A 21,709-nucleotide genomic window follows, 5' to 3' on the forward strand; every position below is an offset into this window, starting at 1 on the left:
GGCGTCTCTCAAAGCAATGGGCTATGAGAACATTGTATTTGAAGGGTGCGATGTAAGCTATACCCAAAAATTTGTTCCGACGCATGAGACCAATGGGTTCTCTTCTTTGACCCACATTTTGAAAGTGAGCCAACTAGGCTCAGGACCCATTAATCTGCTTGAGGCTATCTGTTCTGCATGATTCAAGGCCCCAAATTACGGGGGTTTTATGAGTAATCTTTTCTGGCTGAGCGAAGATCAGATGGCTCGGCTTCGGCCCTATTTTCCGAAGAGTCATGGCGTGCCACGGGTCGATGATTGTCGAGTGTTAAGTGGTATTATTTTCATCAATCGCAATGGGTTGCGTTGGTGTGATGCGCCCAAGGAGTATGGTCCACACAAGACGCTCTACAACCGCTGGAAACGGTGGAGCGACATGGGGGTGTTCGCGCGGATTATGATGGGGCTGGCAGCCGAGGTTCCTGACAACAAGACGATCTCAATTGACGCAACTTACCTCAAGGCACATCGCACGGCCTCCAGCCTGCGGGTAAAAAAAGGGGGCGTGGACGTCTGATCCCCTGCCCGGCAGGGCATTGCGCATCAATGTCCCGAGAGGGGACGTACCAAGGGCGGTATGAACACGAAGTTGCATGCCGTGCCCCCTCTCATGGTTTGCAGGCAAACCACTGCCGGGCAGTGGACGCGATTGGGCGGCCGATCCAGTTCTTCCTGACCGCCGGTCAGGTTAGCGATTACACTGGGGCAAGAGCTCTGGTGAATAGTCTGCCAGCGGCCGACTGGCTATTGGGAGATCGCGGATATGACGCGGATTGGTTCCGAGAGGCCCTTGTAGATATGGGAATATCGCCCTGCATCCCTGGACGAAAGTCGCGAGACAAAACCATCAAGTACGACAAGCGTCGTTACAAAAGACGTAACCGGATTGAGATCATGTTTGGTCGCCTGAAAGACTGGCGGCGCGTGGCTACCCGTTATGACCGATGCCCGAAGGTCTTCCTGTCCGCCATCGCTCTCGCAGCAACCGTGATCTTCTGATTATGAGTCCTGAGCCTAGGCTCAGGACCCATTAATCTGCTTGAGGCTATCTGTTCTGCATGATTCAAGGCCCCAAATTACGGGGGTTTTATGAGTAATCTTTTCTGGCTGAGAGAAGATCAGATGGCACGGCTTCGGCCCTATTTTCCGAAGAGTCATGGCGTGCCACGGGTCGATGATTGTCGAGTGTTAAGTGGTATTATTTTCATCAATCGCAATGGGTTGCGTTGGTGTGATGCGCCCAAGGAGTATGGTCCACACAAGACGCTCTACAACCGCTGGAAACGGTGGAGCGACATGGGGGTGTTCGCGCGGATTATGATGGGGCTGGCAGCCGAGGTTCCTGACAACAAGACGATCTCAATTGACGCAACTTACCTCAAGGCACATCGAACGGCCTCCAGCCTGCGGGTAAAAAAAAGGGGGCGTGGACGTCTGATCCCCTGCCCGGCAGGGCATTGCGCATCAATGTCCCGAGAGGGGACGTACCAAGGGCGGTATGAACACGAAGTTGCATGCCGTGCCCCCTCTCATGGTTTGCAGGCAAACCACTGCCGGGCAGTGGACGCGATTGGGCGGCCGATCCAGTTCTTCCTGACCGCCGGTCAGGTTAGCGATTACACTGGGGCAAGAGCTCTGGTGAATAGCCTGCCAGCGGCCGACTGGCTATTGGGAGATCGCGGATATGACGCGGATTGGTTCCGAGAGGCCCTTGTAGATATGGGAATAACGCCCTGCATCCCTGGACGAAAGTCGCGAGACAAAACCATCAAGTACGACAAGCGTCGTTACAAAAGACGTAACCGGATTGAGATCATGTTTGGTCGCCTGAAAGACTGGCGGCGCGTGGCTACCCGTTATGACCGATGCCCGAAGGTCTTCCTGTCCGCCATCGCTCTCGCAGCAACCGTGATCTTCTGGTTATGAGTCCTGAGCCTAGTCCCAAGATCAAATTCCACAGTGCAGATTTCGCTTTGCTGCCGCTCGTGGGGAGTGCCGTAATCAGAAAAATAGCCTAGAAACAAAGTGGAGAAAGCCACCAATTTTTTCATGTGTCCAACGTGACGACATTGTCGGTGGATTTTATGACTTGTCGGCTTAATGAAATTGGCCAATTATTGTGTAAATTGTATTCCTGTGACCTACAGGGAAACTCATTCGGCCGTTAATAGAAATTCGGCCGTTGAATGGAGGCCAGATGAAAAGGATTGCCCGCCGAGCTTTCCTGCTCGGGTCTGGTGGCGCAGCAGGATGGATTGCGGCCAACCAGTTTAGTGTGAAACAACCGGTGTTTGATGGGGTGAAACGGATTATTCCTTCATCGGGCGGAGGTATCCTCAACGATGCTAGCGGACTTTCTGCAACACCTGTTCATAAGCATATCGTGATTAGCGAGGACCCAGGCGAAGCCCTGATCCAGGTAGTGCGCAATGAGATGCGTGCGGCGAAGGCAGATGGGCGGCCGTTCAACATTGGCGCGGCGCGTCACTCCATGGGTGGCCAAGCCATTCCAAGGAATGGAATCGCAATGACCTTCGAAAACAGCATGATCGAACCCGATACGGATGCAGGCGTATACCGTGTGCACGCTGGCGCGCGCTGGTCCCAGGTGATTTCCGCCCTCGATCTGATTGGTTTTTCTCCCAAAGTTATGCAATCGAACAACGATTTTGGAGTTGCTGCTACCTACAGCGTGAATGCGCATGGGTGGCCGGTGCCTTATGGCCCAATGGGGTCGACGGTGCGTTCCCTCAACATGATCCTGCCGTCCGGAGAACTTGTTACCTGTTCACGGAAGGAAAACTCCGAGCTTTTCGGGCATGCTATGGGCGGTTATGGCCTGATTGGTGCGATAGTGGATCTAGAAGTAGAGATGGAGAACAATACCCGGCTCTTTCCTCTCTATGAGGTCATGCCAGCAGACGAGTTCAGCAGAGCCTATCAGACTGCCCTAATGGATCCGGAAGTCACAATGGCCTATGGGCGCCTCAATGTGGAACGTGCTGCATTTTTCGAAGAGGCATTACTCGTTACCTACCGAAAAACAACAGAACAGGAAAATCTTCCGCCAGTAGGCGGGTCGGGCTGGATGTCTGTTTTGGCAAGCCGCATTTACCGGGCCCAGCTCGGAAGTGAGCCGATGAAGGATTTTCGCTGGTGGAATGAAACTGTCATCGGACCAACTCTCGGAGGTGGAGATGTTACACGTAACGGCCTGATGAACGAGCCTGTTAAAACGCTTGATGACCGGAATCCAGACCGGGTTGACATACTCCATGAGTATTTTGTTGATTTCGACAGGTTCAACGAGTTTCTGACGGTTTGCCGAGAGGTCATCCCAGCCTCTTACCAGGAGTTCTTGAATGTCACTTTGCGCTACGTGGCAGCTGATGCGGAAAGCACCCTGTCTTATGCGCCTAAACCGCGCATTGCGGCGGTCATGTCCTTCAGCCAAGAATTAGCCGAGCGGGCAGAAGCAGACATGGCACGGATGACTGAGATATTGATCGATAGAATAGTGGCTATTGGCGGCGCTTTTTACCTGCCGTATCGCCCACACGCACGTGTCGACCAGTTGGTAGCTGCATATCCGCAGGTGCCTGCTTTCGTGGATGCCAAACGCCGCATTGACCCTGACCTCATCCTGCGGAATAATTTTTGGGACACATATTTGAGAACGCTATGAGCAAACTTCAGAAGATCTCGATTGGCTATTTCATAGCTCTGATGATCGCAGCCTCGATCAACTACATTCCCGGACTGACCGACGAAAGCGGACTGGCCTTTGGCATCTTCGCATTGGACTTATACGACGATGCTTTACATGTGGCTTCGGCTCTCTGGGCGCTAATCGCGGGTCTGATGTCGCGCAAAGCAGCGAGGATCTTCCTTGTCCTTTTCGGTGCAGCATACATGGGTGACGGCATTTTTGGCTTCTTCACAGGTTATGGTTTTCTGGATATGGGCATCTTCACTAACGCCTCTCTGGGCATGGAATTGTCGCTTGGGCGCAGTCTTGCGAACCTACCACATCTGGCACTTGGTGGATTTGCGCTCGTTTCGGGCCTCTTCATCGAGCCCCGAGCGTGAACGCCCTTTGGCGTTGGACAAAGCGCGGCCTTCTGGCCTTAACCTTGCTGACGATGGTTCTGATCGCTCCGATTGTCTACGTGGAAACAAGCTGCCAGGGGGAAGGGCCTGGGGAAGAATATGCTTCCTTGATCCCGATTGAATACCATCGGACGGAATCCCGAACCTTCATGACCTACCCGGAGTGGCACATCGTCCACGCATATGACGATTACGGAAGAGTAATCCAGAACGGTGATCCACACGAGTATGGATATCTGAGCAGCATTGTCGGCTACTGGTCCTCGCTCTGCGCGCTTTCGGAAAAGTCAGCCGCGCATGGCGGGATCGACAGTGCAACCAAACAGATTGGACCTGTCACGGTATTGTTCCGCCCCTTTGAGAGCATATTCTGCCCCAAAGGAGATACACCATGGCACCACGACCATCCGAAGAATTCAAACGCGACGCAGTGCGGATCGCACTGACCAGCGGGCTAGACCCGCCGACAGGCGTCCTCCGATCTTGGGGTTGGTATGTCCACCCTGTGCAAGTGGATCAGAACCTATCGTGACGCGGACGTTGTTTCGAAAGAGGATCAGGAACTGGCCAAGGAGAACGAGCGCCTTCGCCGGGAAAACCGCCTTCTACGTGAGGAGAGGGAGCTGCTAAAAAAAGCAACAATCTTCTTTGCGGACCAAAGCAAATGAGGTTTTCATTTGTTGAAAGGCACCGCAATAGCATTCCCACAGAGCGACTTTGCCGGATTGTGGATGTCACCCCACGTGGCTACCGAGCCTGGCGCAAACGCCCTGCCTGCCAGCGTCAACGTGGGGATATGGTTCTGCTGGCCCACATCCGGGAGCAGCACCGCCTGAGTTTGCAGAGCTACGGCCGACCGAGAATGGTCGAAGAACTGAAAGAGCTTGGTCTGGATATTGGTCACCGCCGTGTCGGCCGATTGATGCGCCAGAACGGCATATCTGTTGTCAGAACCCGTAAGTACAAGGCCACAACGGACAGCAATCACAAGTTCAACATCACGCCAAACCTGCTGAACCGGAACTTCTCAGCAGATCGACCCAATCAAAAATGGGTTGTTGATATCAGCTACATCTGGACCCGCGAGGGCTGGCTCTATCTGGCCGTGGTTCTGGACCTGTACTCCAGGCGCGTGGTCGGTTGGGCTGTCAGCAACCGGATGAAGCGCGATCTGGCCATACGGGCGCTGAACATGGCCATAACCCTGCGCAGGCCGCCCAAAGGATGCATCCATCATTCTGATAGGGGCAGCCAATATTGCTCGCAGGATTACCAGAAAATCCTGCGCCGGTATGGCTTCAAGGTATCCATGAGCGGCAAGGGTAATTGCTATGATAACGCCGCAATGGAAACCTTCTTCAAAACCATCAAAGCGGAATTGATCTGGCGGCACTCTTGGCAAACCCGCAGGGCTGCTGAGATCGCCATCTTCGAGTACATTAATGGGTTCTATAATCCCCGCCGGAGACACTCGGCATTAGGCTGGAAAAGTCCCTTGGCTTTTGAAAAGATCGCCGCCTAAATGAGCACAAGGGGCGGAACGAAAGCGGGACAGGTCCAGATCGCCCGTAAACTCTGCGTGACCGATGTGGCGGTTCGCAGATGGCTGAGAGCTGAGAGCTGAGAGCTGACGCGAACTAGGCCGCAGCCCACTGAAACCACCATCCCATGCCCCCTCACCTCTTATTCAAGACTCCAACTCGTCTTCGACTCCTCACGACAACAGTGTTGAAACCCTATTTACTGACCGTTTAAAGAGGTCGTTAAACCGGCGTTCTAATCGATTTCCGCCCCAGAACACTTCGCTTGCGCATAGCTTTGTCCCAAAACGTTTGCCACCAAAGCACCCAAATCACTACAGTCACCCAAAAACGGGGGCCCTGATGTGCAAAACAAAACTTGCACGAACGGGGAGAAATGGACGCTCTGTGGGTCGCCCGACGCAAAAATGGGTGGGCCTACGATGTGGGGTTCCTTTTTTTCGGAAGTAGATGCCATGCTGCAAGCCGTCCTCAGCAAAAAGGAATGGGATTAAATGATGGTCGCAGAAAGTCGGGGGTGACAGGCGACAAATACCGCGCAAAATGCCCTCAAACCCAAATAACGAATTGCTGCAACTCGAAGTGTCCCGCACTGCAACTCGAAGTGTCCGGCTACAATGGAAAAAGCTAGTTAGTGCCTTCCGGGCAAGAGTGGCTAAGGCGGGACTTTTGCACTGACAAATTAGCAGATTTGCAAAACCGCACTATTTTTCCAAAAATCTTCTCCAAACCGAGCAGTTTGCAAAACTTTGCAGCCTGCATCAGACCGAATTTGCAAATTATCTGCGATAATCTGACGCGCGGTGACGCTGCCGCCTTGCCGACGCGCTCATCTTGCGCCTAACTCTCTTCTGCGAAGTAGGAGGAGCACGCCATGTCATACCAGAAACTCTATGAAGGCTGGAAGACCGATCCCGAAGGGTTCTGGATGCAGGCCGCTGAGGCTATCAGCTGGGACAGGCCGCCCAGCAAAGCGCTGTTCGACGATGATGCCCCCTATTACGAATGGTACGCCGATGCCCGGGTGAACACCTGCTACAATGCGGTTGACCGCCACGTCGAGCAGGGGCGCGGCGAGCAGACGGCGATCATTTACGACAGCCCGATCACCCATACCAAACGCGAGATCTCCTATGTTGAGCTGCGCAACCGTGTCGCCAGTCTGGCCGGCGCGCTGCGGGCAAAGGGCATAGAGAAGGGCGACCGCGTCATCATCTACATGCCAATGATCCCCGAGGCGCTGGAGGCGATGCTTGCCTGCGCCCGAATCGGCGCGGTGCATTCGGTGGTGTTTGGCGGCTTTGCGGCCAATGAACTGGCGGTGCGGATTGACGATGCAAAACCCAAGGCGATCATTGCCGCCTCCTGCGGGTTAGAGCCCAACCGGGTGGTGCATTATAAGCCGCTGCTGGACGGCGCCATTGAACAGGCCGCGCACAAACCCGATTTCTGCGTGATTTTCCAGCGCGAACAGGACGTTGCCCAACTGGTTGAAGGCCGCGATGTCAACTGGCACGGCTTTCAGTTTGGGGTGCAGCCAGCCGAATGCGTGCCGGTAGAGGGCAACCACCCGGCCTATATTCTGTATACCTCGGGCACCACCGGCGCCCCGAAAGGAGTGATCCGCCACACCGCCGGCCATCTGGTGGCGCTGAACTGGAGCATGAAGAACATCTACAACGTCGATCCCGGCGATGTGTTCTGGGCGGCATCGGATGTTGGCTGGGTGGTGGGGCACAGCTATATCTGCTACGCTCCTCTGATTGCCGGCAACACCACAATTGTGTTTGAGGGCAAGCCTGTTGGCACCCCGGACGCCGGCACCTTTTGGCGGGTGATTTCCGAACATAAGGTCAAAAGCTTCTTCACCGCGCCCACCGCATTCCGCGCCGTCAAACGCGAAGACCCCAGCGGCGAACTGGTCAAGACCTACGACCTGTCCAACCTCGGTCAGGTCTATCTGGCGGGGGAGCGCGCCGACCCGGACACCATCCTCTGGGCGCAAAAACATCTTGGCGTGCCGGTGATTGACCACTGGTGGCAGACCGAAACCGGCTGGGCGATTGCCGCCAATCCGCTGGGGGTCGAGGAATTGCCGACCAAGCTTGGCTCTCCGGCGGTGCCCATGCCGGGCTACGAGATTGATATTCTGGACGAAGGCGGCCATCCGGTTGCCAATGGGGAGCTTGGCGCGATTGCGATCAGGCTACCGCTGCCTCCGGGCACCCTGCCGGGCCTGTGGAACGCGCCCAAACGGTTCCAGTCCAGCTATCTCACCGCCTTTCCCGGCTATTATGAGACCGGCGACGCCGGCATGAAAGACGACGACGGCTATCTCTATATCATGGCGCGCACTGATGATGTCATCAACGTGGCCGGTCACCGGCTGTCTACCGGCGGTATGGAAGAGGTGCTCTCCGGTCACCCGGATGTGGCCGAATGCGCGGTGATTGGCGTCTCGGATCCGTTGAAGGGGCAGCTGCCGCTGGGCTTCGTGTGCTTGAACGCCAATACCACGCGCGACCACGGCGAAGTGGTGTCTGAGGTGGTCAAGCTGGTGCGCGAAAAGATCGGCCCGGTGGCGGCGTTCAAACTGGCCCTGGTGGTCGATCGCCTGCCCAAAACCCGATCCGGCAAAATCCTGCGCGGCACCATGGTAAACATCGCCGATAGCACCGCCTACAAACCACCCGCCACCATCGACGATCCGGCGGTTCTGGATGAAATCAAAGTCGCGCTGCAAACCATTGGCTATGCGGCGGAATAATCTAGTGTAAATCAGCCTAACCGGCCTTGCCCCCAAGGCAGGGCTGGTGAGAGCAATCCATGCCACGGGGTACAGTCCATCCGCTATCTACCTCTACCGCCCCTGCCTGAGGCGGTCCCTGCTGGTGCCGTCGAACAGGGTCTTCTTGGGTGTTCAATCTTGTGACCTCGGGTTTCTCTTGCAACTCCCCTGTTGCTGCTTAACTTGCACCGCAGGAGATTAATGACATGACAAACAATGATATTTGGCGCCTAAGCGCCACTGAGACCGTCGCCCGCACCCATGCCGGAGACCTGAGCGCCGAGAGCAGTATTGCCGCCTCGATCAGCCGTATGAATGCGGTAAACCCGGCGCTGAATGCCGTGGTCGAGGATCTCAGCACCGAGGCGCTGGAGCGGGCCCACGCACTGGACAAGGCCCGCGCCGCTGGCGCAACTCCCGGCCCGCTGCACGGGGTACCCGTCACCATCAAGATCAACGTCGATCAGGCCGGTCATGCCTCGTCCAACGGCGTAACCGCGCTTAAGGATCTGATTGCGCCGGCAGACGCCCCGCTTGTCGAAAACCTGCAAAAGGCTGGCGCAGTGGTGATCGGCCGCACCAACACGCCCGAGTTTTCGTTTCGCGCCGACACCGACAACCCGCTGTTTGGCCGCACCTTTAACCCATGGGGCAAACATATCTCGCCCGGCGGATCCTCCGGTGGGGCTGGGGCTGCGGTGATGGCGGGTATTGGCGGACTGGCGCATGGCAACGATATCGGCGGCAGCCTGCGCTTTCCCGCCGCCGCCAATGGGGCGGTGACTGTCAAGCCGGGTCTGGGCCGGGTGCCCGCCTTTAATCCCAGCCAATCTGCCGAGCGCGGCATGCTGGCGCAGTCGATGTCGGTGCAGGGATTGCTGACCCGCAGTGCCGCCGATCTGCATCTGTCGATGCCGACGATGATAACCGGTGATCCCCGTGACCCTTTTCACGTTCCCCTGCCCTGGCGCGGAGCGCCGCTGGATGGCCCCATCAAGGTCGCCTTTACCAAGAACACCTTTGGTTACGACTTGCACCCGCAGGTCGAGGCAGCGCTGGACACCGCCCGCGATGCGCTGGTTGATGCCGGATATATCGTCGAACAGGTCGAGCCGCCCAATGTCTTTGACGCCGGGCGCACCGGCTACCGCGCCCTGATGGGCGAGGTCCATGCGCTGATGAAGCAAGACATCGATGCGGCCGGATCGCAAACCGTGCGCGACATCTTTGAGGTCTACTTTCAGGAATTCCCGCCGTTTCAGGACAGCGAGCTGCTGAAAATGATGGCCAAGCGAACCTATTATGCCCGGCAATGGTCGCTGTTTCTGGAACAATATCCGCTGGTCCTGACCCCCTTCCTGCCGCAACCGTTTTTCAAACCCGACCGCGACACCGAAGGGTCTGAGGGCGTCCACGAGGTACTGGGCTGTGCGGTCTATTCTTATGCCATCAACTATATGGGCCTGCCCGCAGGCTGCGTTCCGTCACGACTGGCCGAGCTGCCGCAGGGGCCGCAACCGATCAATGTACAGATCGTGGCGCGGCGCTGGCGCGAGGATCTGGCGGTGGACGCCTGTGTCGCCATTGAATCCCGCATCGGCCGCATGTGTGATTTGCTGTGGGAGCGCATGGCGCAATAACCCGCCTGCGTCATCCTCTCCGGATGACGCGACCAACAGGTACAACGTGGGCGTGGGGTTGGGGCCCCACGCCCGACGCTTGGTTACCAAACATACTCGTTCACAACAGATCGGTCACGGATGGAGCGACCGTCGCTGCTTCCAGCCTGCCTGAAGTAGTGTAAACTGGAGGCTTGTCCGCAGTCAGAGTATCACGTCTTCGTGAGTGGCATGGATCAGGAAAATTGCTCGGAAATCAGCCGCTCTTCCAGACCATGACCGGGATCAAACAGGATCTTGTGCTGCACATTGGCTTCGGTACTGATTTCAACCCAATCAATATCCGCAATCGATTTGGAGATCGAATCCGCATCCGCATTCACCGGCCGTTTTTCTGCCTCGAGCACATCAAACCGCACCGTCGCACCGCTTGGCAACAGCGCCCCGCGCCAACGCCTTGGACGAAACGCGGCAATGGGGGTCAAGGTCAGCACATCCGCGCCGATGGGCACGATAGGGCCATGCGCAGAGTAATTGTAAGCCGTCGACCCCGCCGGGGTGGCAACCAGCGCCCCATCACAGACCAGCTCCTCAAGACGCTCTCGCCCATCAATCGATATCTTCAGCTTGGCGGCCTGCGGGCCGGCCCGCAGCAAGGACACCTCGTTAATGGCCAGGGCCTGGTGCAGCGTTCCATGTTGATCCATCGCCCGCATGGACAACGGATTAATGATCTCCTGCTCGGCGGCCTGCAACCGTTCAATCAAGCCATCTTCAGTGTAGACATTCATCAAAAAGCCGATGGTGCCGCGGTTCATCCCGTAAACAGGCGCCGGTAGATCCATGGTGGCATGCAGGGTGCGCAGCATAAAACCGTCCCCCCCCAGCGCCACGATCACTTCGGCCTCAGCGGGCGCAATGTTGCCGTGGCGCGTGGTCAATGTTGCAAGCGCGCTTTGGGCCACCGGTGCCTGACTGGCCAAAAAGGCGATTCTCATATCCATCAAATCAGTTTCCGGTGCTGCCCAATTGGTTCCGAAACAACCACACCTGCCCTCGGATGGCCAGACTTGCCGTTCTAACGCAGGGATTCGTCGCAATGCAGTCTTTCCGACTAGCCGTGTTTCCTATAGGAAATCCCCAATTCCAGTCCAACTCAACGGAGCCACCATGACCGAAATCACCAGCGACCCCGGCTTTTTCACCCAGCCTCTGTCTGAGCGCGACCCCGAACTTTACGGCACAATCACCAGCGAGCTGACCCGTCAGCGCGACGAGATTGAACTGATCGCTAGCGAGAACATCGTGTCTGCCGCGGTGATGGAGGCGCAGGGCACTGTGCTGACCAACAAATACGCCGAGGGTTATCCCGGACGTCGCTATTATGGCGGCTGCCAGCACGTCGACGTTGCCGAGCAACTGGCCATCGACCGCGCCAAACAGCTGTTCGGCTGTGACTTCGTCAATGTGCAGCCCAATTCCGGCAGCCAGGCCAACCAGGGGGTGTTTCAGGCGCTGATCCAGCCCGGCGACACCATTCTGGGCATGGACCTGGCCTCGGGCGGTCACCTGACCCACGGCGCCCGCCCCAACCAGTCGGGCAAATGGTTCAACGCGGTGCATTATGGTGTTCGCCGCGACGACAACCTGATCGACTATGATCAGATCGAGGCCCAGGCCAAAGAGCACCAGCCCAAGATGATCATCGCCGGTGGCTCTGCGATCCCGCGTCAGATCGACTTTGCCCGCTTCCGCGAGATCGCCGATATGGTTGGCGCCTATCTGATGGTCGACATGGCGCATATTGCCGGTCTGGTGGCCGCAGGCGAGCACCCCTCGCCGTTCCCACACGCCCATGTCGCCACCACCACCACCCACAAGACCCTGCGCGGCCCACGCGGCGGCATGATCCTGACCAATGACGAGACAATCGCCAAGAAAATCAACTCGGCGATCTTCCCCGGCATCCAGGGCGGCCCGCTGATGCATGTCATCGCCGCCAAGGCCGTGGCCTTTGGAGAGGCCCTGCGGCCCGAGTTCAAAACCTACCAGAAACAGGTCCGCGCCAATGCTGTGGCGCTGGCTGATCAGCTGATCAAGGGCGGGCTGGACATTGTCACCGGTGGCACCGACACCCATGTGATGCTGGTCGATCTGCGCCCCAAAGGCGTAACCGGCAACATCGCCGACAAGGCTCTGGGCCGGGCCAAGATAACCACCAACAAGAACGGCATCCCGTTTGACCCGGAAAAGCCGATGGTCACCTCGGGCCTGCGTCTGGGCACTCCGGCGGGCACCACCCGCGGCTTTGGTGAGGCTGAGTTTCGCCTGATCGCCGACCTGATTGTCGAAGTGGTCGATGGGCTGGCAGCCAATGGTGAAGAGGGCAACGCCGAGGTTGAGGCAGGCGTCCGCACCAAAGTCGCCGATCTCTGCGCCAGGTTCCCGCTTTACCCGAACCTGTAAACTCATAGCCAGACAATTTTGAAACCGCCGCAGCCCCGGGTTGCGGCGGTTTTTTCATGCCCGCCCCCGCCGCCGCGCACCAATCCCTCCCGCGCCCCTCCCGCGCCCTGTCCCGCCATCAAAGATGCCAGGCCAAAGGCCTTGGGCATGGCAGCCCTGCGGGCTGAGCCTGCCAGCTTAAACCCCGGCGATCCAGTGCAGCGCCTGTCTTTATCAGTGCTGGACTCAGCGGCATCGGGATGGTCTTTTGCGCTTGGCCATTTTTATCACCTGACATTTTCAACACCGGAACAAACTCCATTGCCCCAGACAAACAACCGCACCCGCCAGTTGGAGCGCCGCCTGGGGGACTGGATGCGGGCAAGACTGCCGCATCTGCTGGCAGAATTGGTCATGTTCAGCCTGAAACAGGGTTGGGCTGCTCTGTTCGGCGGGCTGTTGCTGGTTGGCATGATCCTGACCAATCGGATTTGGCAACCGGACTGGCCGCTGGCCCGCTATGATGCTTTGCTTCTCTATGCGCTGGCCCTGCAAGCGCTGTTTCTGGCCACCGGCATGGAGAGTTGGCGTGAGGCACGGGTGATCCTGCTGTTCCACTTCACTGGCACCGTGATGGAGATTTTCAAGGTGCATGTGGGCAGCTGGGGCTATCCCGGCGAGGGTCTGATGAAACTTTGGGGCGTGCCGCTGTTTTCCGGCTTCATGTATGCCTCGGTTGGGTCTTACATGGCGCGGGTGATCCGGTTGTTTGACATGCGCTTTGCCCCCTACCCGCCGTTTTGGACAACTGTGCTGCTGGCGCTGGCGATCTATGGCAACTTCTTTGCGCATCATTTCCTGCCCGACATCCGGCTGGCGCTGTTCGCCGCAACAGTTGTTTTGTTCGCCCAGACCCGGATCTGGTTTCGCATCGGCGAGCCCCATTACTGGATGCCGCTGCCTTTGGCCGCCTTGTTCTCCAGCTTCTTTCTGTGGCTGGCCGAGAACATCGGCACCGGCACCAAGACCTGGCTATACAACGGCCAAAGCCAACATCATTTGGTCAGTCTGGCCAAAATGGGATCCTGGTATCTTTTGCTGTTCGTCAGTTTTGTCACTGTAACCCTGGTGTTGCGCGATGCCCTGTCAGGCGCTCCGTTGCATCCCAAAGGCGCTCATAAATCAACCGACAGACATCTGGCTGGCTGACCGCCAGAACGAACGGCTGGCTGGTATCCATCAGATCAAGCCGCGCCAGCGCATCACAGTGATCGCCAGACCAATCACAACCAGCACAGAAAATGCCATACTGCCCAGAATTGTCAGCGCACGGGTTTTGCGACGCTCGGCCAGATCCACCGATTTCAGATAGGCCGAGACCTCACCCGCCGATTTGCGCAGGGCCGGCTCATCCAAGGTCAATCGCAGCTTGGGGTGATCCATCAGCGGTTCAGCCTTGGCCAGCAACATACCCTGATTATAGACCCTGCGCGGCAACCGTCGGCGGGCCTTTTTCAGCGCCACAGACAGCGCCCCCGAGGCCTGTTCGCGGGTTTTCAGCAAATCCCGGATCTCTGCAATTTCCTCTGCGATGCTGTGACCCACTGTGCTGCTCTCCTGTTTTTTAGTCAGCGTCAGCCTATCCTTTGCCACGCTGGGGCTCAATACATCCAGATTGAACTGGCGGCCCTGCAGCTGCGGCGTTATCACAGCTTTATGTTGAACACGATCACCCATGGCGCCGCCACCGACAAAGCTCCCGTCCTGATCGCCCACGGGCTATATGGATCGGCCCGCAATTGGGGGGTGATCGCCAAGCGGCTGTCGGTTGAGCGGCTGGTGGTGGCAGTCGATATGCGCAACCATGGGCACAGCCCCTGGTCGGAGACCCATAGCTACCCCGAATTGGCCGAGGATTTGGCCGAGGTCATATCCGCGCATGGCGGGCAGATGGATGTGATTGGTCACTCAATGGGCGGCAAGGCGGCAATGATGCTGGCCCTGAACCACCCTGAGGCGGTGCGCCGCCTGTTGGTCGCGGACATCGCGCCGGTCGCCTATTCCCACAGCCAGATCCAGTTCATCGAGGCGATGCGCAGCATTGATCTGACCACCCTGCAACGGCGCTCCGAGGCCGAAGCGCAACTGGCCGAAGCCGGGGTAGAGCCCGCATTGCAGAGTTTTTTCACCCAGTCTCTCGACATTCCCAACCGATGCTGGCGGCTAAACCTTGATGCGCTGGCGGATCAGATGCCCAACATCCTGTCCTTTCCGCAGACAGGTGCGGTCTGGCCGGGCACAGTGCTGTTTTTGTCCGGCGCCGCGTCAGACTATGTCGATGCCAAATACCGCCCGCAGATCCGGGCCCGGTTCCCGCAGGCCCGTTTTGCCAAGATCCCCGGTGCCGGCCATTGGCTACACGCCGAGAAACCCCGCGAATTCGAAGCCACGGCGCGGATATTTCTGAACGCATAACGGCCCGCAGTCGCGCCGCGTCAGCCTAGTTCTGAACGATCTGGCGGGCCACCAGCCAAGAGACCGGAACAGCCGCAACCGCGCCCACCACCGCCGCAGTAAGTATCGCCGGGACTGAGCCAAAACCGGCCACCAAGACGGCGATGATGCCGACTCCAGCCAGGCTGGTGGAAATCAACGAATAAAGCATAGAGGCAAGGCGCAGCATTGGGGTCTCCGATGTTTTGAGCATTTCGATACGGTATCCTTAACGAATGGCTCAGAGTGTCACCTTGATCTCGGTCACAGACACCGATCTCGCCTCGAAGCTGAGATTTCATGATTGAATGACGGTTAAGCACTATGTTCCCATAGGCATGACCAGCCTGCCACCTGACACCAATTACAAAGAAAACGCTCTATTAGCCGCCGCCATTGTGGCCACTGCCACCCCGGTTTTGCGGCAGAGTTCAACCCTGCGGAACGGGCCTTAGGCTATGACCGTCTATCGCCTGACGGCAGGGTGGTGCTTTCAGGCCGCAACAGTAGCAGGGCGACGGTCCATGTCAGCTGCCGCCGGAGAGCTCGACGGGCGTAAATCGACCCTAGCCAGCACATCTTTCCTTTTGGCAAACGGGCGTGCAAGCCCCCCATAGGCCTCCTCGGTGGCGCAGGTCCCCAATTTGGGGAACAAAGCTCGCAAGCCCAGCAGATCCATCATGCCAAAAAGCGTCAGCGCCTGGGGGCCGGGATAAAAGCTCTCGGCGGCTGCGCCATTGGCAAAGAGGATCTGATGCTGTGCAAACATCAGGTGAAAACAACACACCTGACGGCAACCTTTGGCCAGTCGCACCGGGCCGCGCGTTTGGTACAGATGGCGGGCGAGCACCAGCATTTCCGCGTCCAGATTGTGGCTTTGACCCAACAGCATCCCGTGTTGTGGAGACACCTGCAACGGGCTGTGATTGCCCAGCACCCCGGTTGGGATGTGGATCGGTTTTTTGTCGGGATCAGCCTCCAGTTCATCATGGCTGAACCGCCGGGTGCCAATCCACAGGAGCTGTAGCGGGCCATTGTTCAGTGTCTGCACCAGATCTCCGACCCGCAGATCCTCAACCGCAATTTCACCGGCGGTGGTTGCAATCTTTGTGCCTTCTGTAAAACAGGGAATGCCAGCCGCGTGCAACTCGCTCGTGTCGTCAATCTGACTGGGGACTACCCTTTTCAGAATGACTGTTTCGCCATTGGGAAAGCTCACCGTTTATTTCGACTTGTCCATCCATATCAGTGGGGATCTCGTCGCCGTAACCATCGCCGTCCATATTGGCGTCGTTGTCAATGAAGCGGATCTGTACCGGATCGCCATCAACGGTAAATTCCGTGGCACCAGCCGAATTGAAATGGTCGTTGTTCAGGGTGAAATTATCACCTTTGACAAACCCCTGAACCAGATACTCTGCTTCCCCGGCCGCCAGCGGCGTGTCACCGGTCATTTCATCGTCGCTGTCGCCGCCTTGAATGAAATCATTGCCCTCACCGCCATCAATGGTGTCGTCGCCCATGCCGCCCTGCACCGTGTCATCGCCAATCCCGGCATCGACGACGTCATCGCCGCGGCCCGCGTCAATCGCGTCATTGCCCGCATAGCCCAAGATGGTGTTATTGGCCCCGTCGGTTCCATCGACCCGGGTGCCATCCGCATCTACGTGGTTTGACTCTATGGTGTCATCACCCGTGGTGCCGTCTGAATAGGTGACGGTAACGCTATATTCCACGACCGCATCCAGCTCAGAGGCTGAGCCATTGTACCAGAGGTCCTCGACAGAATATCCTGCATCCCCCTCGCCAACCCGGCCGTCATCATTGGCATCATCCAGTGTCAGCGCACCTATGCTGTCATGCAACGGGTCGCTGCTGGACCCAAAGCTCTTTCCAACAATAAATATCGTGTTTTCAACGGTAGAGTTGGTTTCATCCGGATCGATGTCAGCAAAGCTGCCAACCGCGAAGGCCTCAATTGTGTTGGTTGTCATAGGTTTTCTTTTGCTATTTACGCCATTTGGACAAACTCGCCCGGACAACTGACACCCAGCGACACATCGCAACAGGGCACTTGGCGTTCCGCTCAGGACGCTGCCTCAGCCTAGTCAAACCAAGATACCCACCCCGGATCTACCGGCACCTAGTAACCAAATTGTTGACCATAATTCACTGTCAGGACCCAAAGTGCCGGTGTGACGGGACGCTGACCTGACGTCATGCTGCCAACACACGCTGACAGCGATTGCGGGTCTACATTCAAACGGGTGTCAGTGACGGGCGCGACATCGGGACCCGGCCAAAAGTGCAGCCACGTACAGTCGAGTCGCAGGCATCAATGCATATTAAAAATATGGAGCTTTCCGTCGATAGCTACGCAATACCGTCACTGACATCAGCGGCATTACCTAAAGACTATTGGTACGGACGACGGGAATCGAACCCGTAAGCCATTATCTGGCGAGGGATTTTAAGTCCCTTGTGTCTACCAATTCCACCACGTCCGCATGTGAAATACCGCGGCACCTCACCCGCACAGGTCTAGCGGCGCCGGGCGCCGGGGACAATCGGTTTTATCAGGGTAACAGAGCGGTTTTTGCAGCCAACGCCATTTCCCCGACCGCAACCGGCTCCAGAGGACCATCAGGCGCCAACAGGCCAGGCTTGCGCCAGCGCCCCGTCCTCTTTGACCGCCTGCATCGCCACATAGGTCGAGGTCGAGGCCACATGCGGAAGGGTCGATATTTTGTCGGCCAGCACCGAGCGATAGGCCGCCATCGAACGGGTCCGGATCTTCAGCAAATAGTCGAAATTCGACGCAATCATATGGGCTTGTTCAATTTCAGACACCTTGGCAACTGCGGCATTAAATGCCCTCAGCGCCACTTCCCGGGTGTCGCTGAGTTTCACTTCGACAAAGGCCACATGATCCAGACCCAGCCGGATCGGATCCACCAGGGCGCGGTAACCGGTGATGACCCCCTCCGACTCGAGCCGCTTCAGCCGGGTCTGGGTGGGCGATTTGGACAGGCCAATGCGCCGCGCCAGATCGGCGATAGAGATCCGCCCCTCGCCGCCCAGTACAGTCAGAATCGCCTGATCAAAGCGGTCCAGCCCCGAAAAACCCGTTTGCATTGCCTTACCCTCGATTTTCAGCCTAATCGCCCTACAAATACAGGTATTCAGACGAATGTCCCGCAGAATTGCCAGTATCCTCACCATAACGCCTGCCCCCTACTGGAGATCCCTGATGGCACCTACCCCCCCGCTGCGCCACGTCATCGACGCCATGACCTATGCCGATCAGGCTGAGCTTCGCGATCAACTGGTGACCACGGCAGCTTTGTCGGGCGATGACCGCGCCCGCATCTGTGCCAATGCGGCAGCGCTGGTGCGTGACATCCGCGGCCATTCCTCACCGGGGTTGATGGAGGTGTTTCTGGCTGAATACGGGCTGTCCACCGACGAAGGTGTGGCGCTGATGTGCCTGGCCGAGGCGCTGCTGCGGGTACCCGATGCCGAAACCATCGATGCGCTGATCGAGGACAAGATCGCGCCCTCGAACTGGGGCAAACACCTGGGCAAGTCCTCCTCCTCGCTGGTCAATGCCTCGACCTGGGCGCTGATGCTGACCGGCAAGGTTCTGGACGACGAGAGCGGCCCGGTTGGCGCCCTGCGCGGTGCCATCAAGCGGGTCGGCGAACCCCTGATCCGCACCGCCGTCAGCCGCGCGATGAAGGAAATGGGCCGTCAGTTTGTACTGGGCGAAAACATCGAAAGCGCTATGAAACGCGCCGCCGGGATGGAATCCAAGGGCTACACTTATTCCTATGACATGCTGGGCGAGGCTGCCCGCACCGAAGGCGACGCGGCGCGCTATCACCTCAGCTATTCCCGCGCAATTTCGGCCATTGCCGCGGGCTGCCACAGTCATGACATCCGCCAGAACCCCGGCATCTCGGTGAAACTGTCGGCGCTGCACCCCCGTTATGAGCTGGCGCAAGAGGCCAGCGTGATGGATCTTCTGGTGCCCCGGCTGCGCGCACTGGCCTTGCTGGCCAAGGCGGCGGGCATGGGGCTGAATGTCGATGCCGAAGAGGCCGACCGCCTGTCGCTGTCGCTTGAGGTGATCGACCTTGTGCTGGCCGATCCGGCGCTGGCAGGATGGGATGGCTTTGGCGTGGTGGTGCAGGCTTACGGCCCGCGCGCCGGGCTGACCATCGACACGCTGTACGATATCGCCAGCCGCCACGGTCGCAAGATCATGGTGCGACTGGTCAAGGGCGCCTATTGGGATACCGAAATCAAACGGGCTCAGGAGATGGGGGTTGATGGCTTCCCTGTCTTCACCTCCAAGCCCCTAACGGATGTGTCCTATATCGCCAATGCGCGCAAACTGCTGGCGATGACCGATCACATCTATCCGCAGTTCGCCACCCATAACGCCCACACCGTCAGCGCCATCCTGCATATGGCGCGGGACGGCCAGCCTTATGAATTCCAGCGCCTGCACGGCATGGGCGAAACCATGCACCAGATGGTGTTGGAACAGAACCACACCAAATGCCGGATCTACGCACCGGTTGGCGCCCATCAGGATCTGCTGGCCTATCTGGTGCGCCGACTGCTGGAAAACGGCGCTAACAGCTCATTTGTCAACCAGATCGTCGACGAGGATGTCGCCCCCGAGGTGGTCGCCGCCGATCCGTTTGAGATGATCGCCGACGTCAGCCGCAGCATCGCCATCGGGCCCGAGCTGTTCATCCCAGAACGCATCAACTCGCGGGGCTTTGATCTGACCCATGCGCCAACGCTGGACCTGATTGAGCAGGCGCGCACCCCCTGGGCAACCCACAGCTGGAGCGCCGTGCCGCTACTGGCTGCAGCCGCCGCGCCGCTGCCGCCGCAGGACGTGACCAACCCCAGCGACCTGACCCCGGTTGGCCAGGTGGCCAGTGCCAGCGAAAGCGACGTGGCCACGGCACTGACCGCCGCCACCCCCTGGGATGCCCCGGCCAGCACCCGCGCCGCAGTGCTGAACAAAGCGGCTGATCTTTACGAGGAGAAATTTGGCGAGCTGTTCGCCCTGCTCAGCCGTGAAGCTGGTAAAACCCTGCCCGACTGCGTCTCGGAACTGCGCGAGGCGGTTGATTTCTTGCGCTTCTACGCCTCCCGCATTCCCGCAGAGGCCAAACCAGCCGGTGTCTTCACCTGCATTTCCCCTTGGAACTTCCCGCTGGCGATCTTCTCGGGGCAGATCGCCGCAGCCCTGGCCACCGGCAATGCAGTGCTGGCCAAACCTGCCGAGCAAACGCCGCTGATTGCCTATTGCTGCGTTTCGCTGCTTCATCAGGCCGGCGTGCCACGGTCTGCGTTGCAATTACTGCCCGGTGGCGGCGCTGTCGGCGCGGCTTTGACCTCAGATGAGCGGGTGAATGGTGTGGCCTTTACCGGCTCTACTGCCACTGCGCTGAAAATCCGCGCCAGCATGGCCGATGCCCTGCGCCCCGGCACGCCTTTGATCGCGGAAACCGGCGGCTTGAATGCGATGATCGTCGACAGCACCGCGCTGCCAGAACAGGCCGTTCAATCCATCGTTGAGAGCGCCTTTCAGTCCGCCGGCCAACGCTGCTCGGCACTACGCTGCCTCTACCTGCAGGAAGACATCGCCGATGGCGTGTTGACCATGCTAACCGGCGCCATGCAGGCCCAGAACACCGGCAACCCCTGGCTGCTCAGCACCGACAGTGGCCCGGTGATCGATAAAACCGCCCAGGATATCATAGCGTCACATATCGCAATCGCCCGCGCCGAGGGCCGTGTGCTGAAACAGCTGCAGGCCCCCGAGCAGGGCAGCTTTGTCGCTCCGACTCTGATCGAAATCCCCAGCATTGCCGCGCTGAAACAGGAAATCTTTGGCCCCGTCCTGCACGTGGTCCGGTACAAGGCTGCCGATCTGGACCGGGTCATCGCCGACATCAACGCCACCGGATACGGGCTGACCTTCGGGTTGCACAGCCGCATCGACGACCGCGTTCAATACATCACCGACCGCATTGAGGCAGGCAATATCTACGTCAACCGCAACCAGATCGGCGCCGTGGTCGGCAGCCAGCCGTTTGGCGGCGAGGGCCTCTCGGGCACCGGACCCAAGGCCGGTGGCCCCAACTATCTGGCCCGGTTCTGCGCCCCGGACCGCCAGCACAGCAGCGCCGCATGGCAGCGCGATCAGACCGAGCGCCCCAGCCCCTCGGGCAGCCCAGCCTCTGCCACCACCCAGAGCCTCCCCGGACCCACAGGGGAAAGCAATCGATTGACACTTTCACCACGGCCACCGCTGCTTTGCCTTGGCCCCGGGCCTGAGACGGTTGCCGCCCAGATGCAAGAGGTCACTCACCAAGGCGGCACCGTGTTGCGGACCACCGGCAGGGTCGACCTGCAGCAACTGCAACAGATCCAGGATATCTCCGGGGTGCTCTGGTGGGGAGACGAAGCGATCGGGCGCACCATAGAACAGGCCCTGGCGCGGCGCAGCGGCCCGATCCTGCCTTTGATCCCTGGCCACCCCGACCGCGCCCACGTCCTCGGTGAGCGCCATATCTGCGTCGACACCACCGCCGCCGGCGGCAACGCGGCACTGCTGGGTGGCGAGGGCCAAACCCTATAAGTGCTTG

The 21,709-nt window shown here is 58.5% G+C and carries 15 protein-coding genes, 1 tRNA gene and 2 pseudogenes; 11 read left to right on the forward strand and 7 right to left on the reverse strand.

Annotated features, from left to right (window positions below; all coding sequences use genetic code 11):
- Window positions 1-208: 208 nt before the first annotated feature.
- The 7 genes and pseudogenes from QPJ95_RS23205 (at window position 209) to QPJ95_RS23235 (ending at window position 10,118) form a co-directional block, all read left to right on the forward strand.
- Window positions 209-1,038 (forward strand): annotated as a pseudogene (locus QPJ95_RS23205) (IS5 family transposase).
- Between the two features lie 90 nt (window positions 1,039-1,128).
- On the forward strand, window positions 1,129-1,965 hold the full coding sequence (locus QPJ95_RS23210) for an IS5 family transposase (RefSeq protein ID WP_286018225.1): 837 nt from the start codon (window positions 1,129-1,131) through the stop codon (window positions 1,963-1,965).
- Between the two features lie 271 nt (window positions 1,966-2,236).
- Window positions 2,237-3,724, forward strand: coding sequence for an FAD-binding oxidoreductase (locus tag QPJ95_RS23215; RefSeq protein ID WP_270921268.1), 1,488 nt, complete (start codon window positions 2,237-2,239; stop codon window positions 3,722-3,724).
- Window positions 3,721-4,128, forward strand: coding sequence for a hypothetical protein (locus QPJ95_RS23220; protein ID WP_270921267.1), 408 nt, complete (start codon window positions 3,721-3,723; stop codon window positions 4,126-4,128). The genes QPJ95_RS23215 and QPJ95_RS23220 overlap by 4 nt, the downstream gene beginning before the upstream one ends.
- 412 nt (window positions 4,129-4,540) lie before the next feature.
- Window positions 4,541-5,671: pseudogene (locus QPJ95_RS23225) on the forward strand (IS3 family transposase).
- An 893-nt stretch (window positions 5,672-6,564) separates the two neighbouring features.
- Entirely contained in the window at window positions 6,565-8,457 is a 1,893-nt protein-coding gene (gene prpE, locus QPJ95_RS23230; RefSeq protein ID WP_270920144.1) for a propionate-CoA ligase PrpE, read from the forward strand.
- A 227-nt stretch (window positions 8,458-8,684) separates the two neighbouring features.
- A complete protein-coding gene (locus QPJ95_RS23235) occupies window positions 8,685-10,118 on the forward strand; it encodes an amidase family protein (protein WP_270920145.1) in 1,434 nt (477 codons plus the stop codon).
- Between the two features lie 215 nt (window positions 10,119-10,333).
- On the opposite strand, the gene QPJ95_RS23240 is transcribed toward QPJ95_RS23235, so the two are convergent.
- Window positions 10,334-11,101, reverse strand: coding sequence for an NAD kinase (locus QPJ95_RS23240; RefSeq protein ID WP_270920146.1), 768 nt, complete (start codon window positions 11,099-11,101; stop codon window positions 10,334-10,336).
- A gap of 166 nt (window positions 11,102-11,267) precedes the next feature.
- Here QPJ95_RS23240 and glyA point away from each other — a divergent pair, with 166 nt between their 5' ends.
- The gene (gene glyA, locus QPJ95_RS23245) at window positions 11,268-12,563 is read left to right on the forward strand and encodes a serine hydroxymethyltransferase (protein WP_270920147.1); all 1,296 of its coding nucleotides are present in this window, start codon (window positions 11,268-11,270) and stop codon (window positions 12,561-12,563) included.
- A gap of 354 nt (window positions 12,564-12,917) precedes the next feature.
- Window positions 12,918-13,751: a DUF817 domain-containing protein gene (locus tag QPJ95_RS23250; protein WP_270920194.1), complete on the forward strand. Its 834-nt coding sequence runs from the start codon at window positions 12,918-12,920 to the stop codon at window positions 13,749-13,751.
- A gap of 30 nt (window positions 13,752-13,781) precedes the next feature.
- Here the strand turns inward: QPJ95_RS23250 and QPJ95_RS23255 are convergent, their stop codons facing one another.
- A complete protein-coding gene (locus QPJ95_RS23255) occupies window positions 13,782-14,279 on the reverse strand; it encodes a hypothetical protein (RefSeq protein ID WP_270920148.1) in 498 nt (165 codons plus the stop codon).
- Between QPJ95_RS23255 and QPJ95_RS23260 the strand changes: the two genes are divergently transcribed.
- Window positions 14,259-15,017: an alpha/beta fold hydrolase gene (locus QPJ95_RS23260; protein WP_270920149.1), complete on the forward strand. Its 759-nt coding sequence runs from the start codon at window positions 14,259-14,261 to the stop codon at window positions 15,015-15,017. The genes QPJ95_RS23255 and QPJ95_RS23260 overlap by 21 nt on opposite strands.
- Before the next feature lie 25 nt (window positions 15,018-15,042).
- On the opposite strand, the gene QPJ95_RS23265 is transcribed toward QPJ95_RS23260, so the two are convergent.
- The 5 genes from QPJ95_RS23265 to QPJ95_RS23285 form a co-directional block, all read right to left on the reverse strand.
- Window positions 15,043-15,225, reverse strand: a complete 183-nt coding sequence (locus QPJ95_RS23265) for a hypothetical protein (RefSeq protein ID WP_270920195.1) — start codon at window positions 15,223-15,225, stop codon at window positions 15,043-15,045.
- Window positions 15,226-15,528: 303 nt separating this feature from the next.
- Complete coding sequence (locus QPJ95_RS23270) at window positions 15,529-16,254, reverse strand: Hint domain-containing protein (RefSeq protein ID WP_270920150.1); 726 nt, start codon at window positions 16,252-16,254, stop codon at window positions 15,529-15,531.
- Window positions 16,196-17,029 (reverse strand): calcium-binding protein, encoded by an 834-nt coding sequence (locus QPJ95_RS23275; RefSeq protein WP_270920151.1) that lies wholly within the window; start codon window positions 17,027-17,029, stop codon window positions 16,196-16,198. The genes QPJ95_RS23270 and QPJ95_RS23275 overlap by 59 nt, the downstream gene beginning before the upstream one ends.
- Before the next feature lie 425 nt (window positions 17,030-17,454).
- Window positions 17,455-17,542 (reverse strand) — tRNA-Leu (locus QPJ95_RS23280).
- 136 nt (window positions 17,543-17,678) lie between these two features.
- Window positions 17,679-18,170 (reverse strand): Lrp/AsnC family transcriptional regulator, encoded by a 492-nt coding sequence (locus QPJ95_RS23285; protein WP_270920152.1) that lies wholly within the window; start codon window positions 18,168-18,170, stop codon window positions 17,679-17,681.
- Window positions 18,171-18,285: 115 nt separating this feature from the next.
- Between QPJ95_RS23285 and putA the strand changes: the two genes are divergently transcribed.
- The gene (gene putA / locus QPJ95_RS23290) at window positions 18,286-21,702 is read left to right on the forward strand and encodes a bifunctional proline dehydrogenase/L-glutamate gamma-semialdehyde dehydrogenase PutA (RefSeq protein ID WP_270920153.1); all 3,417 of its coding nucleotides are present in this window, start codon (window positions 18,286-18,288) and stop codon (window positions 21,700-21,702) included.
- Window positions 21,703-21,709: the final 7 nt, after the last annotated feature.

The organism is Parasedimentitalea psychrophila (assembly GCF_030285785.1).
Classification (GTDB): Bacteria; Pseudomonadota; Alphaproteobacteria; order Rhodobacterales; family Rhodobacteraceae; genus Parasedimentitalea; species Parasedimentitalea psychrophila.